Origin of the sequence: Winslowiella arboricola, assembly GCF_025527015.1 — a bacterium.
GTDB lineage: Bacteria > Pseudomonadota > Gammaproteobacteria > Enterobacterales > Enterobacteriaceae > Erwinia > Erwinia arboricola.
Map to the genome: position 1 here is coordinate 138,810 of NZ_JAODIM010000036.1, position 21,944 is coordinate 160,753.

Consider the following 21,944-nt stretch of genomic DNA (forward strand, 5'->3'; position numbering starts at 1 on the left):
CCCCTGAGGTCTCAGAGGCTTTCTTTACTGCTGGCTGAACGCTACGAGTCAGCCGGGGAAACAATGATTTGCTGTAAATTATACAGGTTAATTAGCGACAGTAATTTATCGGTAACCCCGGTAAACAGCGGCGTTTTCCCCTGCTGTTGCAGCATCTGACGCAGGTGGACCAGCAGCGCCAGTCCGGCTGAGTCGACCCGATCCAGTGCTGATACATCGATTGTATCGATCTGTTTCATCACTGTATCGCGCTGCTGCCATAACGCCAGCAGCGTCTCACGATCCAGTTCGCCTTGCAGACTCAGGGTTGAGGCTTCAACCCGCCAGCTCAGTTGTTCTGTCATTATTTCTGCTGATCCAGAGTAATACGCTGACCCGCATAAGACTGCAGCTGTTCGGTCAGACCATCGATCCCTTTCTGACGCAGGGTATCGCTCCACTCATTCTGCTTAGTGGTGATCATACTGATGCCTTCGGCGATCATGTCATACGCCTGCCAGTCACCGGTGCGGGTGTTTTTACGCCACTGGAAATCAAGGCGTACCGGCGGACGACCGTTAGGATCAATAATGCTGACGCGGATCGCCACAATGGTGTTATCGCCCAGTGGTTGCTCCGGGGCAATCTGATAAGTCTGGCCATTATACATCGCCAGCGCCTGACCATAAGCCTGCTCAAGATAAGCGCCAAAGGCTTTGAAATAAGCATCACGCTGGGCTGGGGTCGCATCTTTGTAGTAACGGCCTAACACCAGCGCGCCGGCATATTTTATCTGCACATACGGCAGTAACTCTTCGCGCACCACTTCACGCAGATAGTCAGGATTCTGCTTAATTTTGGGCTGTTCGTTTTTCAGGCGGGTAAAGGTTTTATTCGCCGCTTCGTTCATCAGTTTGTAAGGGTTGCTTTGGTCGGCTGCAGTAGCCGCCAGCGGCACGATGGCCAGCATTGCGACCATTAATAAACGTTTAAACATGCGTTATTACCTCTTATGGTTGTGCTGCAGAAGCTGGCGCGGAACCCGCCGCCGGCGCTTGCTGCTGTTGCTTATCTTTATCAGCGTTGTCACCGCTCTTATACAGGAACTGTCCGATCAAATCCTCAAGCACCATGGCGGATTTCGTATCCTGCAGCGTATCGCCATCTTTCAGCATCGCGGTGCCCATTTCCTCATCCTCAAAACCGACGTTCAGGGCTAAAAACTGCTCGCCCAACAGGCCCGAGGTGCGGATTGCCAGCGAACTGGTATCCGGGATCGCATTATACTGATCTTCAATATCCATGGTGACACGTGGCGAATAGGTTTTCGGATCAAGACTGATATCCGACACCCGTCCAATCACCACACCGCCAATTTTCACCGGTGAGCTTTTCTTCAGCCCGCCGATATTGTCAAAGGTGGCATACAGTTTCCAGGTTGGCTGAGTTCCCAGCGATTGCACATCGGCAACGCGCAGGCAGAGAAATACAATGGCGCCCAGCGCCAGCAGCATAAACACGCCTACCCAAATTTCACTTTTCTTGCTTTGCATTGAATCAGTTCCCAAACATCAGTGCCGTCAGCACAAAGTCTATACCGAGCACCGCCAGTGACGAATGCACTACCGTGCGCGTTGTCGCCCGACTAATCCCTTCCGAAGTCGGAATCGCGTCGTAACCGTTAAACAGCGCGATCCACATCACCGTAAAGGCAAATACGGCGCTCTTAATCACGCAGTTGATGATATCGGTGCGGAAATCGACCGCATTCTGCATTGCCGACCAGAAGAAGCCGCTGTCGATACCTTTCCAGTTCACGCCCACCAGCGAACCCCCCCAGATGCCGACGGCGGTAAAGATCAGCGCCAGCAGCGGCATACTGATAAAGCCCGCCCAGAAGCGCGGTGAAACCACCCGCCGCAGCGGATCGACCGCCATCATCTCCATACTGGAGAGCTGTTCAGTGGCTTTCATCAGGCCGATTTCAGCCGTCAGCGCCGAACCGGCACGACCGGCAAACAGCAGCGCGGTAACCACCGGCCCCAGCTCGCGCAACAGCGATAGCGCCACCAGCATCCCGAGGCTGCTTTCCGCGCTATAGGTAGTCAGCACCAGATAGCCCTGCAATCCCAGCACCATGCCGATAAACAGCCCGGATACCACAATAATCAACAACGAAAGCACACCGACGCTATACAGCTGTTTTACCAGCAGCGGCGCGTGTTTACGAAACTCAGGTTTGCCCGCGAGGGCATGAAAAAGCATCAGTCCGGCACGACCAAAGGACGCAAAAGTATTAATGCCCTTTCGCCCGAACGATGCCAGTACAGGTCTTAACATCAGTTGGTTAGCTCCCTGAACCGATTAAATCGGTAAGGTAATCCCCTGCGGGAAAACGGAAAGGCACCGGTCCATCAGCAATGCCATCAATAAACTGACGCACCCTCGCATCCTCATTTTTGTTCAGATCGCCAGGCGTGCCGTGCGCGATAATCTTTTGCCCCGCAACAATATAGGCGTAATCGGCAATGCTCAATACCTCTGGCACATCATGTGAAACCACAATACAGGTCACACCCAGTGAGTGGTTGAGTTCATCAATCAGTTTCACCAGCACACCCATGGTGATCGGATCCTGACCGACAAAGGGTTCATCGAACATGATCAGTTCAGGTTCAAGGGCAATCGCACGCGCCAGCGCAGCGCGGCGCGCCATACCACCAGAGAGCTCAGAGGGTTTCAACCTGGCGGCGCCACGCAATCCTACCGCCTCCAGCTTCATCATCACCGTGCTGTGCAGCAGCGGTGCCGGCAGGCGTGTATGTTCACGCAACGGCCAGGCGACATTTTCATAGACCGTTAAATCGGTAAACAGTGCGCCGGACTGAAACAGCATGCTCATTTTTTTACGCGTTTCATACAGACGTGAACGCGAAAGTGTTGGAATATTCTCGCCATTAAACCAGATTTCACCGGAATCCGGTGGTAACTGACCGCCGATCAGGCGCAAGAGTGTGGTTTTACCAATGCCCGAAGGACCCATAATCGCGGTCACTTTCCCTTTTGGCACTGTTAGCGAGATGTTGTCGAATATCGGCCGGTCACCGCGCGAGAAACTGACGCCGCGCACATCAACCAAATTCGTTGCCGTCTGGCTCATCGTTAACCCTTCCCAAGTGTTCAGGCCTGTTAATTTACCGCCAATGGTAGCCTGGTGCAGGCGGCAGCGACCACTTTTACAGAAACTTACCGCTAAAGTGTCGCAATAACTGCCATAAGTTTTACTTTTTGCTCACAGGCCGTCAAAATCACTGCCATTCTTTGTTTTTTACGCCCAACGTCGAATCAGGCAAGCCGACGATTATACCCGATCAAAGGACTCTTCATGCTTTTAGCTACAGCACTATTCGTTATCGGTTTAGTTTTACTGGTATATGGTGCAGATCGTTTGGTGTTTAGTGCGGCAATTTTATGTCGATCGTTGGGAATTCCACCGCTAATTATTGGTATGACAGTGGTCGGAATCGGCACTTCACTACCGGAAATGATCGTCTCTTTCTCTGCCGCCAGCCATGGTCAGATGGATATCGCGGTCGGCACGGCGATGGGTTCCAATATTACCAATATCCTGCTGATCCTTGGCGGCGCGGCGCTGCTGCATCCGCTGACGGTGCATTCGAACCTGGTGCGACGCGAACTGCCGCTGATGCTGCTGGTCACCCTGCTCTGCGGCTTTATGCTGTTTGATGACACTCTGAGCCGCTTAGATGGCCTTGCGCTGATCGCCATCGCCGCGATTTATCTGACGTTTATAATTAAAATTGCGCGCCGTGCGGAACGAGACAATAACGATACTCTGACCCGTGAACAGCTGGCCGAGCTACCGCGCGATGACGCCGGTAACACTGTGGCATTCCTCTGGCTGGCGGTAGCCTTGATTATGCTGCCGATGTCGACGCGCATGGTCATCGACAACGCCACCGTGATTGCCGACTATCTTGGCGTCAGCGAACTGGTGATTGGTTTAACCATTATTTCAGTGGGCACCAGCCTGCCGGAACTGGCGACAGTGATTGCGGGCGCCCTGAAAGGCGAAGATGATATCGCCATCGGAAATCTGATTGGTTCAAACATTTATAATATTGCTATCGTGCTGGGCATTCCGGCGCTGATCCACCCGGGCACCATTGATGCCAGCGCCTTCGCCCGTGACTACTGGGTGATGCTGGGCGTCAGCGCCCTGTTTACAATTATTTGTCTGCAGCGTAGCCGACGTATCGGACGTGCTGCCGGCATGCTGTTACTTTGTGGTTTCATTGGCTGGGTAGCCACGCTGTATCTGCTACCGAACAGCTAAATCTGATTGAAAGGACTGAAAATAATGTCTCATCTCAACCTTGAACCCGGATTTGACTTCCAGCAGGCAGGAAAGGACGTTCTGCGCATCGAACGGCTGGGGCTGGAACAGCTTGATCAATACATTAACGACGACTTTAGCCGTGCCTGTGAAATGATGTTCTGGTGTCAGGGCAAAGTTATCGTGATGGGCATGGGCAAATCAGGCCATATCGGTAAAAAGATGGCCGCGACCTTTGCCAGCACCGGCACCCCGGCGTTTTTTGTTCATCCCGGCGAAGCCAGCCACGGTGACCTCGGCATGGTAACCGCCAATGATATCGTGATTGCGCTGTCCAACTCCGGCGAGTCTAACGAAATCCTTGCGCTGATCCCGGTACTGAAACGTCAACAGGTGCCGCTGATTTGCCTGACCAGCCGCCCGGAAAGCGCGATGGGCCGTGCGGCGGATATCCATTTATGCGTTAAAGTGCCACAGGAAGCCTGTCCGCTGGGACTGGCGCCGACCTCCAGTACCACGGCGGCGCTGGTAATGGGCGATGCGCTGGCAGTCGCGCTGCTGAAAGCGCGCGGTTTTACTGCAGAAGATTTTGCGCTGTCGCATCCTGGCGGCGCGTTGGGGCGTAAGTTATTGCTGCGCGTCGCGGATATTATGCACAGCGGCGCTGAAATCCCCCATGTCAGCAAAGACGCCTCCCTGCGTGATGCCCTGCTGGAGATCACGCGTAAAAATCTCGGCATGACGGTAATCGTCGATGACCTGATGAAAATTGAAGGGATCTTTACCGATGGTGACTTACGTCGGGTATTTGATATGGGCATCGATTTTCAGAACGCTTCAATTGCCAGCGTGATGACCCCCGGCGGCATTCGCGTTCGCCCGAATATGCTGGCGGTCGATGCATTAAATCTGATGCAAACCAAACACATTACTGCAGTGATGGTTGCCGATGGCGACCAGTTGCTGGGTGTGGTACATATGCATGACATGCTGCGCGCAGGCGTGGTCTGAAAAGGAACCAGTGATAATGAGCCAGACAGAGGCAGTGGTCGACACCTGCTACGGTGCAGTAAGCCATGAGGTGATGGCGCGTGCCAGACAGATCCGCCTGTTAATATGTGATGTGGACGGGGTAATGTCCGACGGCGTGATTTATATGGGCAATAATGGTGAAGAGCTGAAAGCTTTTAACGTGCGTGATGGCTACGGTATCCGCTGTTTGCTGACCTCGTCGGTAGAAGTAGCTATTATAACCGGCCGCAATGCCAGACTGATGGAAGATCGCTGTAAGACTTTAGGCATTACGCATCTTTACCAGGGACAGTCGGATAAGCTTTTGGCCTTCGGCGAACTTCTGGATAAACTGTCGTTAAGTCCGGAGCAGGTCGCCTATATCGGTGATGACTTAATTGACTGGCCCGTAATGGCTAAAGTGGGACTCAGCGTGGCGGTGGCGGATGCACATCCGATCCTGCTGCCGCGAGCGCATTATGTTACCCGCATCGCTGGCGGTCGCGGTGCGGTACGCGAAATTTGCGATCTGATTCTGATCGCGCAGGATAAGTTTGATGATGCCAAAGGGCAATCTGTATGAGTAGAACCAGGCGTTGGATTACGCTGTTACTGGCGCTGATTGCCATTATTCTGGTGGGCTGGACCCTGACAGGCAATGACGACCAGCCGCAGGTGACCACGAATAATCAGGAGCCAACCTATACCAGCGCCAACTCCAGCACCGTGGTGTACAACCCGCTGGGCGGCCTGAACTATAAACTGGTTTCCGATAAAGTGACATACTTTGCCGAGGATGAAGTTAGCTGGTTTGATAATCCGATCATGACCACCTATGACGATAATAAAGTGCCCACATGGTCGGTGCGTTCGGATAAAGCCAAACTGACTAAAGACCGCAAACTGTTTCTTTATGGCCATGTCGAAGTGAACAGTCTTACCCAGGACTCTCAACTTGAGCGCATTAAAACCGATAATGCTCAGGTGAACCTGGTGACGCAGGATGTCACCTCAGAAGACCAGGTCACCCTTTATGGCAGTAGCTTTAACTCTACCGGTATGAAGATGCGTGGAAATTTACGGACGAAAACTGCCGAGTTGCTTGAAAAGGTCAAAACCTCTTATGAAATTCAAAATGCACAACAATCAAAGCCTTAAGTTACTGCTTATCGGCGCGCTGTTCGCCACCAGCCTTCCCGCCTTCGCCCTGACCGGCGATTCGGAAAAACCGGTCAATATCGACTCGGAAAATCAGGCTCTGGATATGCAGGGCAATGTCGCCACCTTTACCGGCAACGTGATCGTCACCCAGGGCACGATTAAACTGACTGCGGACAAAGTGGTGGTTACGCGGCCGGGCGGCGACAGCAATAAAACCATTGTTGATGCCTGGGGCGCACCAGCGACCTTCTATCAGATGCAGGACAACGGTAAGCCGGTCAAAGGTCATGCACAGAAAATGCATTACGAGCTGGCAAAAGATCGGGTGGAGCTGACCGGCAATGCCTATCTTGAGCAGCTCGACAGCAACGTGAAAGGCGATCGCATCACCTATCTGGTGAAAGAGCAGAAAATGCAGGCTTATGGCAGTAGTGGCAAGCGCGTAACTACCGTTCTGGTGCCTTCGCAGCTGCAGGACAAAGGCACGCCGTCTGACGGTCAAAACAAGAGTAACTAATTCGCTATGGCAACATTAATCGCTGAAAACCTGGCGAAGGCCTATAAAGGCCGTCGCGTGGTGGAAGATGTCAGTCTGGAAGTTAAGTCTGGCGAAATCGTCGGTCTGCTGGGTCCCAACGGCGCCGGCAAAACCACCACTTTTTATATGGTGGTGGGCATTGTGCCGCGTGATGCCGGCCGTATTGTGATTGACGATGAAGATATCAGCATTCTGCCGCTGCATGCCCGTGCGCGCCGTGGTATCGGCTATTTACCGCAGGAAGCCTCCATTTTCCGTCGCCTCAGCGTCCACGATAACCTGATGGCGGTGCTGCAGATCCGTGACGACTTAACCAGCGAACAGCGCGAAGACCGCGCGAAAGAGCTGATGGAAGAGTTTCATATCGAGCACCTGCGCGACAGCATGGGCCAGTCCCTCTCCGGTGGTGAACGCCGCCGTGTGGAAATCGCCCGTGCGCTGGCGGCCAATCCGAAATTTATCCTGCTGGATGAGCCGTTCGCCGGGGTCGACCCAATTTCGGTGATTGATATTAAGAAAATTATTGAGCATTTGCGTGACAGCGGGCTGGGCGTGTTAATCACCGACCACAACGTCCGTGAAACGCTGGCAGTTTGTGAGCGGGCTTATATTGTCAGTCAGGGGCATCTGATTGCCCATGGCACCCCTGAAGAAGTGCTGGCTGATGAACAAGTTAAGCGCGTCTATTTGGGCGAAGAGTTCAGACTCTGATATGGTGTTTGTTTCACGCATGTTTTCTTAGGAATTTGTATCCTGAATATGAAGCAAGGTTTGCAACTCAGGCTTAGCCAACAGCTCGCGATGACGCCGCAATTGCAGCAGGCCATTCGTTTGCTGCAACTTTCTACGCTTGAACTCCAGCAGGAAATACAGCTGGCGCTGGAAAGCAACCCACTGCTTGAGCAAACCGATATCCATGAAGAGATTGATGCGCGCGAATATCAGGAGAGTGAAGCCCTTGATACCCGTGAAGCACTTGAACAGAAGGATATGCCGGAAGAGCTGCCGCTTGATGCAACCTGGGATGAAATCTATACCGCAGGCACCCCTTCCGGTACCGGTACGGACTATCATGACGAAGAACTGCCGGTTTATCAGGGCGAAACCACGCAAACCCTGCAGGATTATCTGATGTGGCAGGTGGAACTGACGCCGTTTACTGATACTGACCGCGCCATTGCCACCTCTATTGTCGATGCGATTGATGATATCGGCTACCTCACTGCCTCGCTTGAAGAGATCCGTGACAGCATTGGCGCCGAAGATCTGGCGATCGATGAAGTCGAAGCGGTGCTGAAACGTATTCAGCGCTTCGATCCGATCGGCGTTGGCGCGCGCGATCTGCGTGACTGTCTGCTGGTTCAGCTGTCGCAATATCCGCCTGAAACCACGCTGCTGAAAGAGGCCCGCCTGATCGTCAGCGAACACCTTGATCTGCTGGCTAATCATGATTTCCGCAGCCTGATGCGCGTCACCCGGCTGAAAGAAGAGGTGCTGAAAGGCGCTATGATGTTGATCCAGTCACTGGATCCGCGTCCTGGTCAGTCGATCAACACCAGCGAGCCCGAATATGTTATCCCGGACGTGCTGGTGCGTAAGACCAGCAACCGCTGGGCCGTCGAGCTGAATGCTGACAGCGTGCCACGATTAAAAATAAACCAACACTACGCCTCGCTGGGCGGTGGCACGCGTAACGACAGCGACAGCCAGTTTATCCGCAGCAACCTGCAAGAAGCCAAATGGCTGATAAAAAGCCTCGAAAGTCGCAACGACACCTTACTTAAGGTCACGCGCTGTATTGTCGAGCAGCAGCAGGCTTTTTTCGAGCAGGGCGAAGAATATATGCGTCCGATGGTGCTGGCTGATATCGCCTCCGCCGTCGATATGCATGAATCAACCATTTCCCGCGTGACCACCCAGAAGTACCTGCACAGTCCGCGTGGCATTTTTGAACTGAAGTATTTTTTCTCCAGCCATGTGAATACCGAGGGCGGAGGCGAAGCCTCTTCCACCGCGATCCGTGCGCTGGTGAAAAAACTTATCTCGGCGGAAAATCCCGCCAAACCGCTGAGCGATAGTAAGTTAACCACTATGCTTTCTGAACAGGGCATCATGGTGGCACGACGCACTGTCGCAAAGTACCGAGAGTCTTTATCCATCCCGCCATCAAACCAGCGCAAGCAATTAGTTTGATCTGAACTGAGAAGGAAGACACTATGCAGCTAAATATCACTGGGCAACATGTTGAAATTACTGAACCATTGCGTGATTTCGTCAATACAAAATTTGCCAAGCTGGAACAATATTTTGACCGAATAAATCAGGTTTATATTGTTCTCAAAGTGGAGAAGGTCACCCAGGTGGCTGATGCTACGCTGCATGTGAATGGGGGAGAGCTGCACGCAACCTCGGAAGCGGTAGATATGTACGCGGCAATTGACGGGCTAATTGATAAGCTGGCCCGACAGTTGACCAAACATAAAGACAAGTTAAAACAACACTAAATTCACCTTTGCTCTTTCGGCAACTGAATAAAGTGCCGGGGCGAATTTATTCGCCCCGTGTCGTTTAATGGGTTGTCGATAATAATTTGCTGCTTTTGCCCGCTGATGGCGAGTAAAGTAAAGCAATAAGCCAGCATAAGTGAACACGTAAGTGAAACTATGATGAACAATGATCTGACACTGGAATTAAGCTCTGTACTTAGCGTTGACTGCACCCGCAGCGGTGTACACTGCCAGAGCAAAAAGCGGGCGCTGGAAATTATCAGCGAGTTAGCGGCGAAACAGCTTAACCTTCCGCACCAGACTATCTTCGAAGCGATTCTGACCCGCGAACGTATGGGCAGTACCGGTATCGGTAATGGTATCGCCATCCCGCACGGTAAACTGGAAGAGGATACCCTGCGCGCCGTTGGCGTGTTTATCCGCCTTGATCAGCCGATTGCTTTTGATGCGATTGATAACCAGCCGGTGGATCTGCTGTTCGCCCTGCTGGTGCCGGCCGATCAGTGTAAAACGCATTTGCACACTCTTTCTCTGGTGGCAAAACGTCTGGCGGATAAAACCATTTGTCGCCGCCTGCGCAGTGCGCAGAGCGATGAAGAACTGTATGAGATCATTACTGAGAGCCCGGAAGAGAACCACTAATCCTTGTGCACGGCTTTTCGGTCATATTAATCGGGAGAATATTTAATGGTGCTGATGATCGTCAGCGGTCGTTCTGGTTCAGGGAAATCGGTTGCACTACGCGCACTGGAGGACATGGGTTTTTACTGTGTCGATAACCTGCCAGTGGTATTACTGCCTGAATTAGCGAACTCACTGGCCGATCGCAACATGTCTGCGGCGGTCAGCATCGATGTACGTAATATGCCGGAATCGCCGGAAGTGTTTGAGAAGGCGCTAACCAGTCTTCCTGACAGCTTTTCGCCACAGCTGCTGTTTCTCGATGCCGATCGTAACACCCTGATTCGGCGTTACAGCGATACACGCCGCCTTCATCCGCTTTCCAGTAAGAATTTATCGCTGGAGAGCGCCATTGATGAAGAGAGCGATCTGCTGGAGCCGTTACGTTCTCGCGCCGATCTGATTATTGATACCTCAGAAATGTCAGTGCATGAACTGGCCGAGATGTTACGTACGCGCCTGCTTGGTAAACGCGAGCGCGAACTGACCATGGTGTTTGAATCTTTCGGCTATAAACACGGCATCCCGATCGATGCGGACTATGTTTTCGACGTACGCTTTTTGCCGAACCCACACTGGGATCCGAAACTGCGCCCGATGACCGGTCTGGATCGTCCGGTTGCCGCGTTCCTCGATCGTCATACTGAAGTGCACAACTTTATCTATCAAACCCGCAGCTATCTTGAACTCTGGTTGCCGATGCTGGAAACCAACAATCGCAGCTATCTGACAGTGGCGATTGGCTGTACCGGTGGTAAACACCGTTCGGTGTATATTGCTGAGCAGCTGGCAGATTACTTCCGTTCACGCGGTAAAAACGTTCAGTCACGTCATCGCACGCTGGAAAAACGCAAATCATGACCGTTAAGCAAACCGTGGAAATTCAGAACCGGCTGGGCATGCATGCGCGTCCGGCGATGAAGTTATTTGAACTGGTGCAGAGTTTTGACGCCGAGGTACTGTTGCGTAATGAGGCCGGCACCGAGGCGGAAGCCAGCAGTGTAATTGCACTGCTGATGCTGGATTCCGCTAAGGGCGGGCATATTGAAATCGAAGCCAGTGGCCCCGATGAACAGAAAGCCTTACTGGCGGTGATTGAGCTGTTTAATGCCGGGTTTGACGAAGATTAACCGGCGGGCGCCGAAAACGCCGCCCCTACAACAGGCTTCGATCTTATGTAGGGGCGGCGTTCTCGCCGCCCGTGTCAATGATTTGTACGAAACGTAATGACGGCGTTCTCGCCGCCCGAGCCTGAATCAGTTCAGTTTATGCTCGCGTAAAAACCCTTCACCACCCAGCTGATTCATCTGACGAATAATCCATTGCTGACGCTGGCGTACATAGCCTGAAGGCGCGCCCGCTTTAAAGCGCAGCGGACTTGGCAGCACCGCGGCCAGCAATGCCGCCTCGGATTGCGTCAGCTTCCTGGCAGGCTTATGGAAATAACGCTGCGCGGCCTCTTCGACACCAAACACCCCGTCACCAAACTCCGCTACGTTCAGATAGACCGTCAGAATGCGGCGCTTGGTCCAGACGACCTCAATGCCCAGCGTCAGTCCGGCCTCCAGGCCCTTACGCACCCAGCTGCGACCATCCCAGAGAAACATATTCTTCGCTGTCTGCTGTGACAGCGTGGAAGCGCCACGAATCCGCCCAGATCGTTCGTTGTGATCCATCGCCGAAGCAATCGCATCCATATCAAAACCCCAGTGGGTGGGAAACTTCTGATCTTCTGCCGCCATAACCGCCAGTGGCATCCATGGGGAAATATCATCCATTGCCACCCAATCAGAGTGGGCGACATAAGCAAAATCGCCCTGTAACCATGCGCTGAGCTGACGTTCCACCATTACCGCCGAGAAAGGCACCGGCAGAACCGCAAAGATTGCAATACCTGCAATCCACAGGCCAGCCACACCCACTACCACCCGAAAAAACCAGAACTTCAGCCGCTGGAACAGCTTTGCTTGACTCTTTTTCATGCAATCATATCCACCACGCGTTTTACCAGCTTATCGATTCCACTGGCTGCCTCATCAATCGAATTCGCCAGCATAAACGCCGGAGTGGTAACTACCCTGTGTTCTTCATCGACGACGATGTCATCAACCGGACAGGAAACGTGAATTCCCCCCATCGCTTCAATCACTTCCGCACAATTGGAATCGGTTCCAACGGTAACCCGTACCGGCGCGTCAAGCAGTCTGGGGATTAATGCAGGTGAAATGCAGATGAAACCAATTGGTTTGCGTTGCTTATAAATTTCATATGTAAGCTTTTGCAAATTTTCGTCAATATTACACTTTTCGCCCTCACTCGCGAAGCTGCTGAGGTTTTTGGCCGCCCCAAAGCCTCCTGGTACGATGAGTGCATCGAGCTGAACGGAGTCAGCTTGATCTAGTGACAAAATTTCCCCTCTGACGATACGCGCTGATTCCACTAAAACATTGCGATTTTCAGCCATTTCCTCGCCAGTAATATGATTAATTACATGAAGTTGCGATTTATCCGGCGCAAAGCAAATTGCCTTCGCACCCGCACGTTCTATAGCCAGTAACGTCAAGACGGTTTCGTAAATCTCACTGCCATCAAAAACCCCACAACCGCTCAAAATTACACCAATACACTTCATCGATTAATTCCTTACTTGACTGTGTCAGCAAATTAATGTTTTCTGGATGGAAACGCTGCTCCACATCACACATTTTAATGAATCAGGTTACTTGTTTTCCAGGATTTGCTAAGGTGTTTCTAAGCGTTTTCCAATACCGAGCCTGCGCGCCGAGCTAAACGAGTTACTCGAATGATAATCGCGCGGGTCAAAATTTCCCTGGTGTTGGCGCAGTGTATTCGCGCACCCCGGCTTCGGTCGGGGTCATTTTTTTCCGGCGTCCTGAACCCATTCGCGTAGTACCGCCACATCATGCCGCCACTCCTGTTTCAGCTCATCAATCCATTCCTGCACGTTGTCCCACCATGCGGGTAATTCCGGGCTCTGAATCTGTTTCGCCAGTTGTTGCAGGTGTTGTAAGCCCACCGAACCGGCGGCGCCTTTGATTTTATGCCCCTCTTCGGCAATCCCTTTCTGATCGCGCGCCATCATATTGGAATCGAGCACCGCCAGATAACCCGGCATCATCTGCTCAAACATCGCCAGACTCTGATGAATTAACGACGGCCCGACCAGCTCAATATATTGCTGCAGCATCGGCACATCGAGTAACGCCAGTTTTTTCTTATCCACCGCCATGTTCTCCTCTGGCTGAGTGTCGTCCTGATAGTCCCAGTACTTCTTGATCATCGCCGTCAGGGCCGGCACGGCCAGCGGCTTACTCAGTACATCATCCATACCGGCGTCAAGGTATTCACGTTTATCTTTCAGTACATTGGCGGTCAATGCCACCAGCGGCGGCAAATGGTGACCGGCAAAACGTTGATGAATCGCACGCGCGACATCCAGCCCGCTCATGTCCGGCAGCTGAATGTCCAGCAGCACCAGATCAAACTCTTCAGGATCGAACATCTCCAGCGCTTCACTACCGGTCATCGCCACTTCCACGCTGTTGCCGAGCTTCTCCAGTACCGAGCGCGCCACCACCACATTCAGTTCGATATCTTCGACCAGCAGCACATGCAGCGCCGGTAGCGGCAGTTCCTCTTCCGGCTGCTCATCGGCCACCTCTTCCGCCAGCTGCGGCGCAGTAATCTCGACGATAAAGCAGGATCCCTGCCCTGGCGCGCTATCGACGGTAATATCGCCGCCCATGCTTTGCGCCAGCCGACGTGATACCGCAAGGCCAATCCCGGTACCGGTCGCCGGTTTGCCGCCATGCTGATCTTTCACCTGATAATACATGGCGAAGATTTTGTCCTGTTCGTCCTGCGGGATGCCCATCCCGGAATCCTGCACCTCAAAGCGCAGACGTTCGCGCTGCGGCAGATAGTTAACCCGCACCACAATCTCGCCCTGCTGGGTAAATTTCACCGCATTGCCAATCAGATTCCACAAGATTTGGCGCAAACGCGTGCCATCGGCAATGATTTGTTGCGGCAGCGGCAGTTCCGGCATCATCACAAACTTCAGCCCTTTCGGCTGGGCCAGCAGGCCGGAGAGGTTTTCCAGGTCGGCGATAAAACCGGTGAAATCGAGCGGCTGGTTATCGAGCTGCACTTTGCGCCGCTCAATTTTGTCCATCTCAATCACATCATTAAAAATATTACCGAGGGTAATCGCGGAGACATGGATAGTTTTCAGGTATTTCAGCTGTTCCTGGTTCAGATCGGTATCCAGCAGGATACGGCTGAGTCCGACAATGCCATTTAGCGGCGTACGCAGCTCGTGGCTGATCGTAGAGATAAAAGTGGTCTTCTCCCTGCTGGCGTTCTCTAACGCGTCCTGATAGCGCTTACGTTCGGTTATATCGCGTCCAAAGCCCATCAGCCCGCTGCGTTTACCCACGCGGTCGTAATAAGGCACCTTGCGAATTTCAAAGCAGGCTTTGCGGCCATCGGGATACTCCAGCCACTGCTCATAGGTCAGCGACACATTATGGCGGAACACTTTTTCGTCGGTTTCCAGCACCTTAGTGGCTGCCTCATCGTCATAGACATCTTTCGGTGTCAGGCCGATAAGCTGCTTTTCACTTTTGCCAGTCAGCAGCTCCATCGCGCGATTACAGCCGGAGAACTGTTGATCGATATTGCGGTAGAACACCAGGTCGGGCGAAGCATCAAGGAATGAGCGCAAAAATGAGGATTGTTGCTCGAGTTCGATTTGCGCCTGTTCACGCCGCGCCATCTCCTCCTTCAGCTTATCCATCACCTGCAGACGCGCCTCCTCCGCTTTAATACGGTCGGCGATCTCCTGGTTAAGCTGGGTGATATTGTCCTGCATCTGCTGATTCAGCGCGAGGTCGCGATGGCGCATCTCCTCCAGCTTATCCACCAGCCGCGCCAGCCGCTGTCGCGACTCCTCCAGCTGCTCAACCACCACCGAAAGGAAATAGACCGCCCATGGGGTAATCAGCAGGCCGAAGAACACTGAGCGCACCATATCGATGCTTTCAACGTGACCGCGCAGCAGCATGGTCACCGCCATCTGCACCACCATCGCCAGCACCACCAGCGCGGAGGCCAGCAGCAATGAAAAGCGTACCAGTCCCAGTTTGACCATCAAATCAACGTAATACTGCGCTAATAACCGAATTTGCTTCATAAACAGCTTCCTTCCTGGTCGATACGCATCATCATATCGTACTTTTACTGCTAACGCGGCGGCGCTGGATCAGCTTATCCGCTGGCGAACGCGCACCAAATTGGTGCGAAAGCCCCGTCATTCGCGGCTTTGATGCATTTACCCCAGAAAAGCTATTGACTAATTTTGGCAACCGCATAATCTGTTGAGCCGCCTCGGTAAATGGGCACTTCTGCGTTATGACTATTTTTCAATGCGATGACCTTGTTGCGTCATACGGCCTCCCCATATCAATACGAATAATCATTCATCTTTAGCGATATTTTAATCATGTGCAGCACGATTAATTTTACTAATGATGAGGCGCTATTTGATTCAAATATCCATTCAGTTTAAAAACAGTCTCATCCTGCGGTTTCACGGCCGTTATCAGCATATAATGCTATAATTGATGTCAGCACCAGCATGGTGCAGGTATTTGCTCACTGCACTATAGTGAGTCAGTTCACATTTCTCCCTGAGCAACATTACACTCGATCGGGATAAAATCGAGCAACAACCCTATAAATTACAGTCATATAACGGCAATAAAGCCCGGAAAAGCATAAGTAAGAACCACATTTGACCTCTGTACGCTTTCCCGATAAGTTGGAAATCCGCTGGAAGCTTTCCTGAGGGACCAGTGTCTCGGCATATCTATGCAGCAAGAAGACTCCCGCATGATGCAAGTTATCTCTTCTAATGAGACCCGGAAAATAAAGAGCAGGCCGCTGGCTGACATTGAATAATGCCTGCCGCTGAAATGCCCGGATAAACGATGCCCGCTGAGTAGCGGTGATAAAATGATACAGAGCCGGGAGTCAGTCTGGCTGCGCTCTGTGCCTGAAACAACGTGGTAATGTCACAGCAGTAATTTAAGGAGGCCCTCGATGTCCAATTCAAACCCATATCCCTATGGCTTGTATGATCCAGCAGATGAAAGTGATAGCTGTGGCGTGGGTTTCCTCACACGTAAGGACGGCGAGCAGACCCATGAGATACTGCAGATGGCGCACAGCGCCCTGTGCACCGTACCTCATCGCGGGGGCATGTCGGCCGAAGGCGTAGGTGACGGAGCCGGGGTTAACGTCGATCTCTCTTTGCACTTCTTCCGTAAAATTACTGGCCAGCCGCTGGAGTTCGGACGCTTTGGCGTCGGTAACTTCTTTGTGCCAAAAGATAGCGAACTGCGCGCCAACGCCGAGCGCCTGGTGGCCGATATCCTCGCCTCATATGGCTTTACCACTATTTTAAAGCGTGACCTACCACTGGACGCCAGCGTTCTGCGTCCGGCGGCCGCGCAATTCCAGCTACCTATTGTTCAGTGGGTGTTTACTGCCCCGCAGGATGTGGCTAATCAAAGCGAGTTTGAAAAGCGCATTTACCGCGCGCTGCTGGATATTGAGGCCCGCGCCTTTACCGAAAGCGAATTTGGCGGACTTTATCCGCTCTCGCTCTCTTCGCGTACGCAGGTACTGAAAGCGCGCCTTAACTCAAATGAAGTGATTCCTTATTTCCAGGATCTGACCGATCCGGATCATCAGGTGCGCGGCCTGTTTTTCCACACCCGCTTTTCGACTAACACCGATCCGCACACCACCATGGCGCAGCCGTTCCGCCTGATGGCGCATAACGGTGAGCTGAATACCGACCGTAAAAACCGCATTGCCGAAGCGGCGCTGGCGCTGGCGCGCGGCAAAAAAATCGTGCGTCCTAAAGGCCAGTCCGACAGCTCACGTCTCGATCAGAGTATCCACAGCCGTCTGATGGAAGACGATCTGGATCTGATCCTCGCGGTGGTATCAATGATGCCGCCAGCATGGGAAAACGATGACTCGTTATCGCCAGGCGTGCGCGCCATGCTGGAATATTTCTCTTTATATGAAGAGAAAAATGACGGCCCGGCGGCACTGATTTTTGGTAATGGTGAAATTATTGGCGCGCGTCTCGACCGCCTTGGCCTGCGCCCGCTGCGCTCGGTTGAAACCGCGGAGTATATTGGCGCGATGTCGGAAGCCGGCCAGATCGCCTTCCCGCCGGAAAGCGTATTACGCCGTGGCCGTATCGAAGCTGGCGGCATGCTCTATTACGATCACAGCGCAAAGCGCAGCTTCACCACCATTGAAGCGCTGGAAAAACTGGCGACTGAGCAGGATTATCCGGCGCTGCTGGCGCAATCACGCGTCACCCTGCAAGATCTGCCGGTGATTGCCGCCGAGCAGCAAGGCTCGCCACTGCGTTACAGCGGCGATCTGAAAACCTATCAGCGGTTTGTGGCTTACTACTACAACCAGGAAAGCTTCAAATTTATGATGGATCCGATGCTGAACACCGGCGCTGAGAAAATTTCAGCCATGGGTTACGGCAATGCGATCAACGGCTTATCCGATCATGAAGGCGGCATGGCGCACTACTTCTCCCAGCGCTTTGCCCAGGTAACGAACCCACCGTTAGACTCCATTCGTGAAGTTGACGGCATGACCCTACGCGTGGCGCTGGGCGCCAAACCGCATCTGGGACGCAGCAAAGGCCGGCAGATCATTGTGCCGACGCCGATCCTGACCCATCTGGATATGCTGCAGTTACGTGAGCAGGACGTCGCCCCTTACGCCCGTTTTGAAATGCTGTATGAGCCGGTGCTCGGTACTGACGCGCAGAGCCGGCTGGATAACGCCGGTACGCTGGAACTCGCTATCGATGACCTCGCGCAGCAAGTGGTCGATTTCGCCCGTGAACAGGGTGGCATCGCGGTACTTACCGACCGCCATATCTCTTCAAGCCGTGCAGCAATGCCAATGCTGCTGGTGGTCTCCGCCATCAACCAGCGTCTGGTACAGGAAGGCCTGCGTCTGGATGTGTCGCTGGTCGTGGAGAGTGGTCAGAGCATCTCCTCGCACCATATCGCCGCAGCGCTGGGTTTTGGCGCCTCCGCTATCTATCCACTCGGTGTGCAGATGCGTGCCGAAGAGAAATATGGCGAAGGCGAGGAAGGCAACAAAGCGTTTAAACGCTATGCCAAAGCGGCTGAAAAAGCGCTGATGAAAACCATGGGTAAAGTTGGACTCTGTACCGTGGAGAGCTATAGCTGTGGCGAATTCTTCGAGCCGAACTTCCTTGATACCGAAGATGCCGTGCTGAAGAAATATTTCCCGAATATCAGAACGCCGGTTGGCGGCGCTGGCTTTGCTTCTATCGCCCAGATGGCGGTGGACTGGCATCAGAGCGCGCTGAAAATTCAGGGCGAATCTGAAGTGCCGCTGCTCGGTCTGTTTAAAGAGCGTGCGGAAGGCGCCGGTCACTCTTACGGCACCATTGCGGTACGTACCTTTATCGATATGACGGAGCAGCCGATCCGCTTTGCCGACAAGCCGCGCGAAGAGGATCAGTTTATCCGCCTGCTGACGCTGGCAAAGCTGGACAATGCTTTCAATATCAAAGCGACGTCATTTAAAGACAGCAGCTTTGAGCGTATCCCGAACGAGGTAATCGACGCCTTTACCATTACGCCGGATTACCGTCAGTTCTCCAGCCTGATGCACCAGGAACGTAAACGACGTCCTGCCGCGCTGCGTGACATTCTCGCCTTCCCGGCGGATCTGACCCATGTCGACAGCATCGCTGAGTTCTCGCGCAAACTGGGCCGTTACTCATTAATTAACAATGGCTTTGCGGTACGCGGCCTGGTATGTGAAAGCAGCGAAGGCGGAAATCAGTTTACCCTGCGCCTGACCGATGCAATTGAAGGCCTGAAATCAGAAAACGAGCGCCTGGCCGCGCTGGATATCGCGCTGAAAAATCGTTTCGACAGTGAAATCGAAAGCAGCGAAATCATCAACGGCGTGCTGCAGGTGGTTGCTAATTGCAAAGCGGCTGACTATCTGTCACGTCTGTTTACCACCTCTCCTTCGCTGCCGTTAAGCGAAGTGCAACCGGCCAGCGAAATCACCCGCACCTTTGCTTCCGGTGCGATGAGTCATGGCGCGCTGGTCGCCCCGGCGCATGAAGCGGTCGCGCATGGCACCAATATGGTTGGCGGCATGAGTAACTGTGGTGAAGGTGGCGAACACTATTCACGTCACGGCACCATCCGTGCTTCACGCATCAAACAGCTGGCCTCTGGCCGCTTCGGTGTCTGGGCTGCCTATCTGGCGGATCCGATGCTGGAAGAGCTGGAGATCAAAATTGGTCAGGGCGCAAAACCTGGCGAAGGCGGTCAGTTACCGTCAGCGAAAGTGACGGTTGAGATCGCGGCAGCGCGTGGCGGTACGCCGGGCGTGGAGCTGGTATCCCCGCCTCCGCATCACGATACCTATTCGATTGAAGATTTGGCGCAGCTGATCCATGACTGTAAAGCAGCGCGCGTACGGGTGATCGTTAAACTGGTCTCTTCTGAAGGTATTGGCACCATCGCGGTCGGCGTAGCGAAAGCAGGCGCGGATGTGATTAACGTCGCCGGTAACACCGGCGGTACCGGTGCGGCTTCAGTAACCAGCCTCAAATACACCGGACGCGTGGCGGAAATCGGCATTGCTGAAGTGCATCAGGCGCTGTGCGCCAACGGCCTGCGTGAGAAAGTGATCTTACGCTGTTCCGGCGCGCAGCAGACTGGCAGTGACGTAATGAAATCGGCACTGCTGGGCGGCGACAGTTTTGAGTTCGGTACTACCGCACTGATGATGCTGAAATGTGTGATGGCGAAAAACTGTAACGTCAAATGCCCGGCCGGTCTGACCACCAATGCCGAAGCCTTTGATGGCGATCCGCGTCAGCTGGCGCAGTACTTTATCAACGTGGCGCACGAAGTGCGTGAAATGCTGGCGCGTCTGGGTCTGCGCTCGCTGCGTGAAGCGCGTGGCCGTTCGGATCTGCTGCACCTGATGGATCACCCACGCGAAGTCGGCAAACTGGATCTGCGCGCCATGCTGACAGTGGTGCCGGAGCAAAAAATCGCCCGTCCGGTCTATCTGGAAAAAGATTTCGAACTGGATAACGGCTGGTTAGCGCAGCTGAACAGCGAACTGTTCGCCCAGGGTTGCACTGACATTAAACTGGGTAATGGCATAACGCTAAACAACCGTAACAAAAGCGTCGGTGGACAGTTATCGATCGATATCGAGCGCGCACTGAACCACCAGCTGGATGCTGCGCAGCTGAGCGCGATCCCGGCCGCCCTGCTCGACGATCGCGGCCGTCGCTATCTGGCACCGGCGACGGTGAATATTGCTACCGTCGGCTCGGCTGGCCAGTCCTATGGCGTATTCTGCAATGACGGTATGCGACTGGATCACAGCGGCACCTGTAATGACGGCGTCGGTAAAGGACAGTGCGGCGGCGAAATTGTTGTCAGATCGCCGGGTGGCGGTTCGCAGGATGCTGATGGCAACGTACTGATTGGTAACTTTGCCCTGTTTGGCGCCACCGGCGGACGTCTGTTTGTGCAGGGTCAGGCGGGCGACCGCTTTGCGGTACGTAACTCCGGCGCCACGGCGGTGGTTGAAGGGGTCGGTGATTTCTGCTGCGAATATATGACTAATGGCGCAATCCTTAACCTCGGCACTTTCGGTAAAGGTTTTGGTAACGGTATGAGCGGCGGTTTCGCTTACCAGTACGACCCGTATGGCGCATTAGCCGCCCACGCTGCCGGTGACTCGGTGTTGTTTGGCTCGATTGCCGAAGACGATGAGATGGCGCGCGTACACAAACAAGCGGTGCTGACGATGCTGAACTGGCATCTGGACGCCACCGGTTCTGAACGTGCCGCCTGGCTGCTGCAGCACTGGGAAACCGAGTGCCAGCACTTTGTCTACGTGATGCCGCGCTCATTGCTGCTGTATCAGGATGGCGCTGAAATTCTGAAGGCGAAAACGCGTAAGGATCTGCTGGAAGAGCTGTCGACTGCGCTGGCCGGCCATCAGGTAACGAAATTCAAAAACGCCTGGCGCAACAAGCAGACTATCGCGAATGGCTCGGTGCCAGCTTATGGCGCTACCGACACGCCAGAAATGTTTGTGTTGCTGAATAACTACACCGTGCTCAGTTCTGCTCAACAGCTGGCGCTGTCGCGTCTGCCGAAAGGCACTGCGGTAGAAGATGCGGCGATGGAGAAAGCGGTGCGTAACCTGCTGATGACCGAAGATTTTGCGTTAATCAGTAAGTTGCAGCGTCATGCCCGCGCGGCGATTGAAAATTATAGTGATGAAGAGCTCTCTTGCCTGATTGCCGCGAAACGCATGTCAGATTACAAGGCAGCACTGACGCAACGTAACATTCGTTCAATGGACAGTCTGGCCACCTATGGCTGGATCATTTATCAGGATGCGCGTAACAGACAGGTTCTGGGACGACTGCCTGACTTTGAGGAGTTGTTTGCCCGTGCCGCACTGCCAGAACTGGCGGCCGCGGTGGGTAAGCTGGCCTGATTGCCGGTTAATTTGAATTCGAATTTTTACAGAACACGATAAAACGGGATTGAGCAGA

The 21,944-nt window shown here is 53.4% G+C and carries 20 protein-coding genes; 12 read left to right on the forward strand and 8 right to left on the reverse strand.

The window, feature by feature from the left end:
- Positions 1 to 41 precede the first annotated feature (41 nt).
- From mlaB to mlaF, 5 genes are read right to left on the reverse strand one after another with little or no spacing between them, the layout of a single operon-like run.
- Positions 42 to 344, reverse strand: coding sequence for a lipid asymmetry maintenance protein MlaB (mlaB, locus tag N5923_RS04445; RefSeq protein ID WP_267142767.1), 303 nt, complete (start codon positions 342 to 344; stop codon positions 42 to 44).
- Positions 344 to 976, reverse strand: coding sequence for a phospholipid-binding protein MlaC (mlaC, locus tag N5923_RS04450; protein WP_267142768.1), 633 nt, complete (start codon positions 974 to 976; stop codon positions 344 to 346). The genes mlaB and mlaC overlap by 1 nt, the downstream gene beginning before the upstream one ends.
- Positions 977 to 989: 13 nt before the next feature.
- Positions 990 to 1,532 (reverse strand): outer membrane lipid asymmetry maintenance protein MlaD, encoded by a 543-nt coding sequence (gene mlaD, locus N5923_RS04455; RefSeq protein WP_267142769.1) that lies wholly within the window; start codon positions 1,530 to 1,532, stop codon positions 990 to 992.
- A gap of 4 nt (positions 1,533 to 1,536) precedes the next feature.
- Entirely contained in the window at positions 1,537 to 2,319 is a 783-nt protein-coding gene (gene mlaE / locus N5923_RS04460; RefSeq protein ID WP_267142770.1) for a lipid asymmetry maintenance ABC transporter permease subunit MlaE, read from the reverse strand.
- A gap of 7 nt (positions 2,320 to 2,326) precedes the next feature.
- Positions 2,327 to 3,139 carry a phospholipid ABC transporter ATP-binding protein MlaF gene (mlaF, locus tag N5923_RS04465; protein WP_267142771.1) on the reverse strand — a complete coding sequence of 271 codons (813 nt, stop codon included), beginning with the start codon at positions 3,137 to 3,139 and terminating at the stop codon, positions 2,327 to 2,329.
- Positions 3,140 to 3,364: 225 nt separating this feature from the next.
- On the opposite strand from mlaF, the gene N5923_RS04470 reads away from it, so the two are divergent.
- The 11 genes from N5923_RS04470 (at position 3,365) to npr (ending at position 11,364) form a co-directional block, all read left to right on the forward strand.
- Positions 3,365 to 4,336 carry a calcium/sodium antiporter gene (locus tag N5923_RS04470; protein WP_267142772.1) on the forward strand — a complete coding sequence of 324 codons (972 nt, stop codon included), beginning with the start codon at positions 3,365 to 3,367 and terminating at the stop codon, positions 4,334 to 4,336.
- 24 nt (positions 4,337 to 4,360) lie between these two features.
- Entirely contained in the window at positions 4,361 to 5,347 is a 987-nt protein-coding gene (gene kdsD / locus N5923_RS04475) for an arabinose-5-phosphate isomerase KdsD (protein ID WP_267142773.1), read from the forward strand.
- A 16-nt stretch (positions 5,348 to 5,363) separates the two neighbouring features.
- Positions 5,364 to 5,930 (forward strand): 3-deoxy-manno-octulosonate-8-phosphatase KdsC, encoded by a 567-nt coding sequence (kdsC, locus tag N5923_RS04480; protein ID WP_267142774.1) that lies wholly within the window; start codon positions 5,364 to 5,366, stop codon positions 5,928 to 5,930.
- A complete protein-coding gene (gene lptC, locus N5923_RS04485; protein ID WP_267142775.1) occupies positions 5,927 to 6,505 on the forward strand; it encodes an LPS export ABC transporter periplasmic protein LptC in 579 nt (192 codons plus the stop codon). The genes kdsC and lptC overlap by 4 nt, the downstream gene beginning before the upstream one ends.
- The gene (lptA, locus tag N5923_RS04490; protein WP_267142776.1) at positions 6,471 to 7,025 is read left to right on the forward strand and encodes a lipopolysaccharide ABC transporter substrate-binding protein LptA; all 555 of its coding nucleotides are present in this window, start codon (positions 6,471 to 6,473) and stop codon (positions 7,023 to 7,025) included. The genes lptC and lptA overlap by 35 nt, the downstream gene beginning before the upstream one ends.
- Positions 7,026 to 7,031: 6 nt before the next feature.
- Complete coding sequence (lptB, locus tag N5923_RS04495) at positions 7,032 to 7,757, forward strand: LPS export ABC transporter ATP-binding protein (protein WP_267142777.1); 726 nt, start codon at positions 7,032 to 7,034, stop codon at positions 7,755 to 7,757.
- A gap of 48 nt (positions 7,758 to 7,805) precedes the next feature.
- Positions 7,806 to 9,239: an RNA polymerase factor sigma-54 gene (rpoN, locus tag N5923_RS04500; protein ID WP_267142778.1), complete on the forward strand. Its 1,434-nt coding sequence runs from the start codon at positions 7,806 to 7,808 to the stop codon at positions 9,237 to 9,239.
- 23 nt (positions 9,240 to 9,262) lie between these two features.
- On the forward strand, positions 9,263 to 9,550 hold the full coding sequence (gene hpf / locus N5923_RS04505) for a ribosome hibernation promoting factor (RefSeq protein ID WP_267142779.1): 288 nt from the start codon (positions 9,263 to 9,265) through the stop codon (positions 9,548 to 9,550).
- A 162-nt stretch (positions 9,551 to 9,712) separates the two neighbouring features.
- Entirely contained in the window at positions 9,713 to 10,195 is a 483-nt protein-coding gene (gene ptsN, locus N5923_RS04510) for a PTS IIA-like nitrogen regulatory protein PtsN (RefSeq protein WP_267142807.1), read from the forward strand.
- A gap of 45 nt (positions 10,196 to 10,240) precedes the next feature.
- A complete protein-coding gene (gene rapZ / locus N5923_RS04515; protein ID WP_017801467.1) occupies positions 10,241 to 11,095 on the forward strand; it encodes an RNase adapter RapZ in 855 nt (284 codons plus the stop codon).
- Entirely contained in the window at positions 11,092 to 11,364 is a 273-nt protein-coding gene (gene npr / locus N5923_RS04520; protein WP_267142780.1) for a PTS phosphocarrier protein NPr, read from the forward strand. Before rapZ ends, npr begins: the two co-directional genes overlap by 4 nt.
- A 126-nt stretch (positions 11,365 to 11,490) precedes the next feature.
- On the opposite strand, the gene mtgA is transcribed toward npr, so the two are convergent.
- From mtgA to arcB, 3 genes are all read right to left on the reverse strand, one after another.
- Complete coding sequence (gene mtgA, locus N5923_RS04525; protein WP_267142781.1) at positions 11,491 to 12,216, reverse strand: monofunctional biosynthetic peptidoglycan transglycosylase; 726 nt, start codon at positions 12,214 to 12,216, stop codon at positions 11,491 to 11,493.
- Positions 12,213 to 12,866, reverse strand: a complete 654-nt coding sequence (gene elbB / locus N5923_RS04530; RefSeq protein ID WP_267142782.1) for an isoprenoid biosynthesis glyoxalase ElbB — start codon at positions 12,864 to 12,866, stop codon at positions 12,213 to 12,215. Before elbB ends, mtgA begins: the two co-directional genes overlap by 4 nt.
- 243 nt (positions 12,867 to 13,109) lie before the next feature.
- Positions 13,110 to 15,449, reverse strand: a complete 2,340-nt coding sequence (gene arcB / locus N5923_RS04535) for an aerobic respiration two-component sensor histidine kinase ArcB (protein WP_267142783.1) — start codon at positions 15,447 to 15,449, stop codon at positions 13,110 to 13,112.
- Positions 15,450 to 16,357: 908 nt separating this feature from the next.
- On the opposite strand from arcB, the gene N5923_RS04540 reads away from it, so the two are divergent.
- Positions 16,358 to 21,886 carry a glutamate synthase-related protein gene (locus N5923_RS04540; protein WP_267142784.1) on the forward strand — a complete coding sequence of 1,843 codons (5,529 nt, stop codon included), beginning with the start codon at positions 16,358 to 16,360 and terminating at the stop codon, positions 21,884 to 21,886.
- Positions 21,887 to 21,944: the final 58 nt, after the last annotated feature.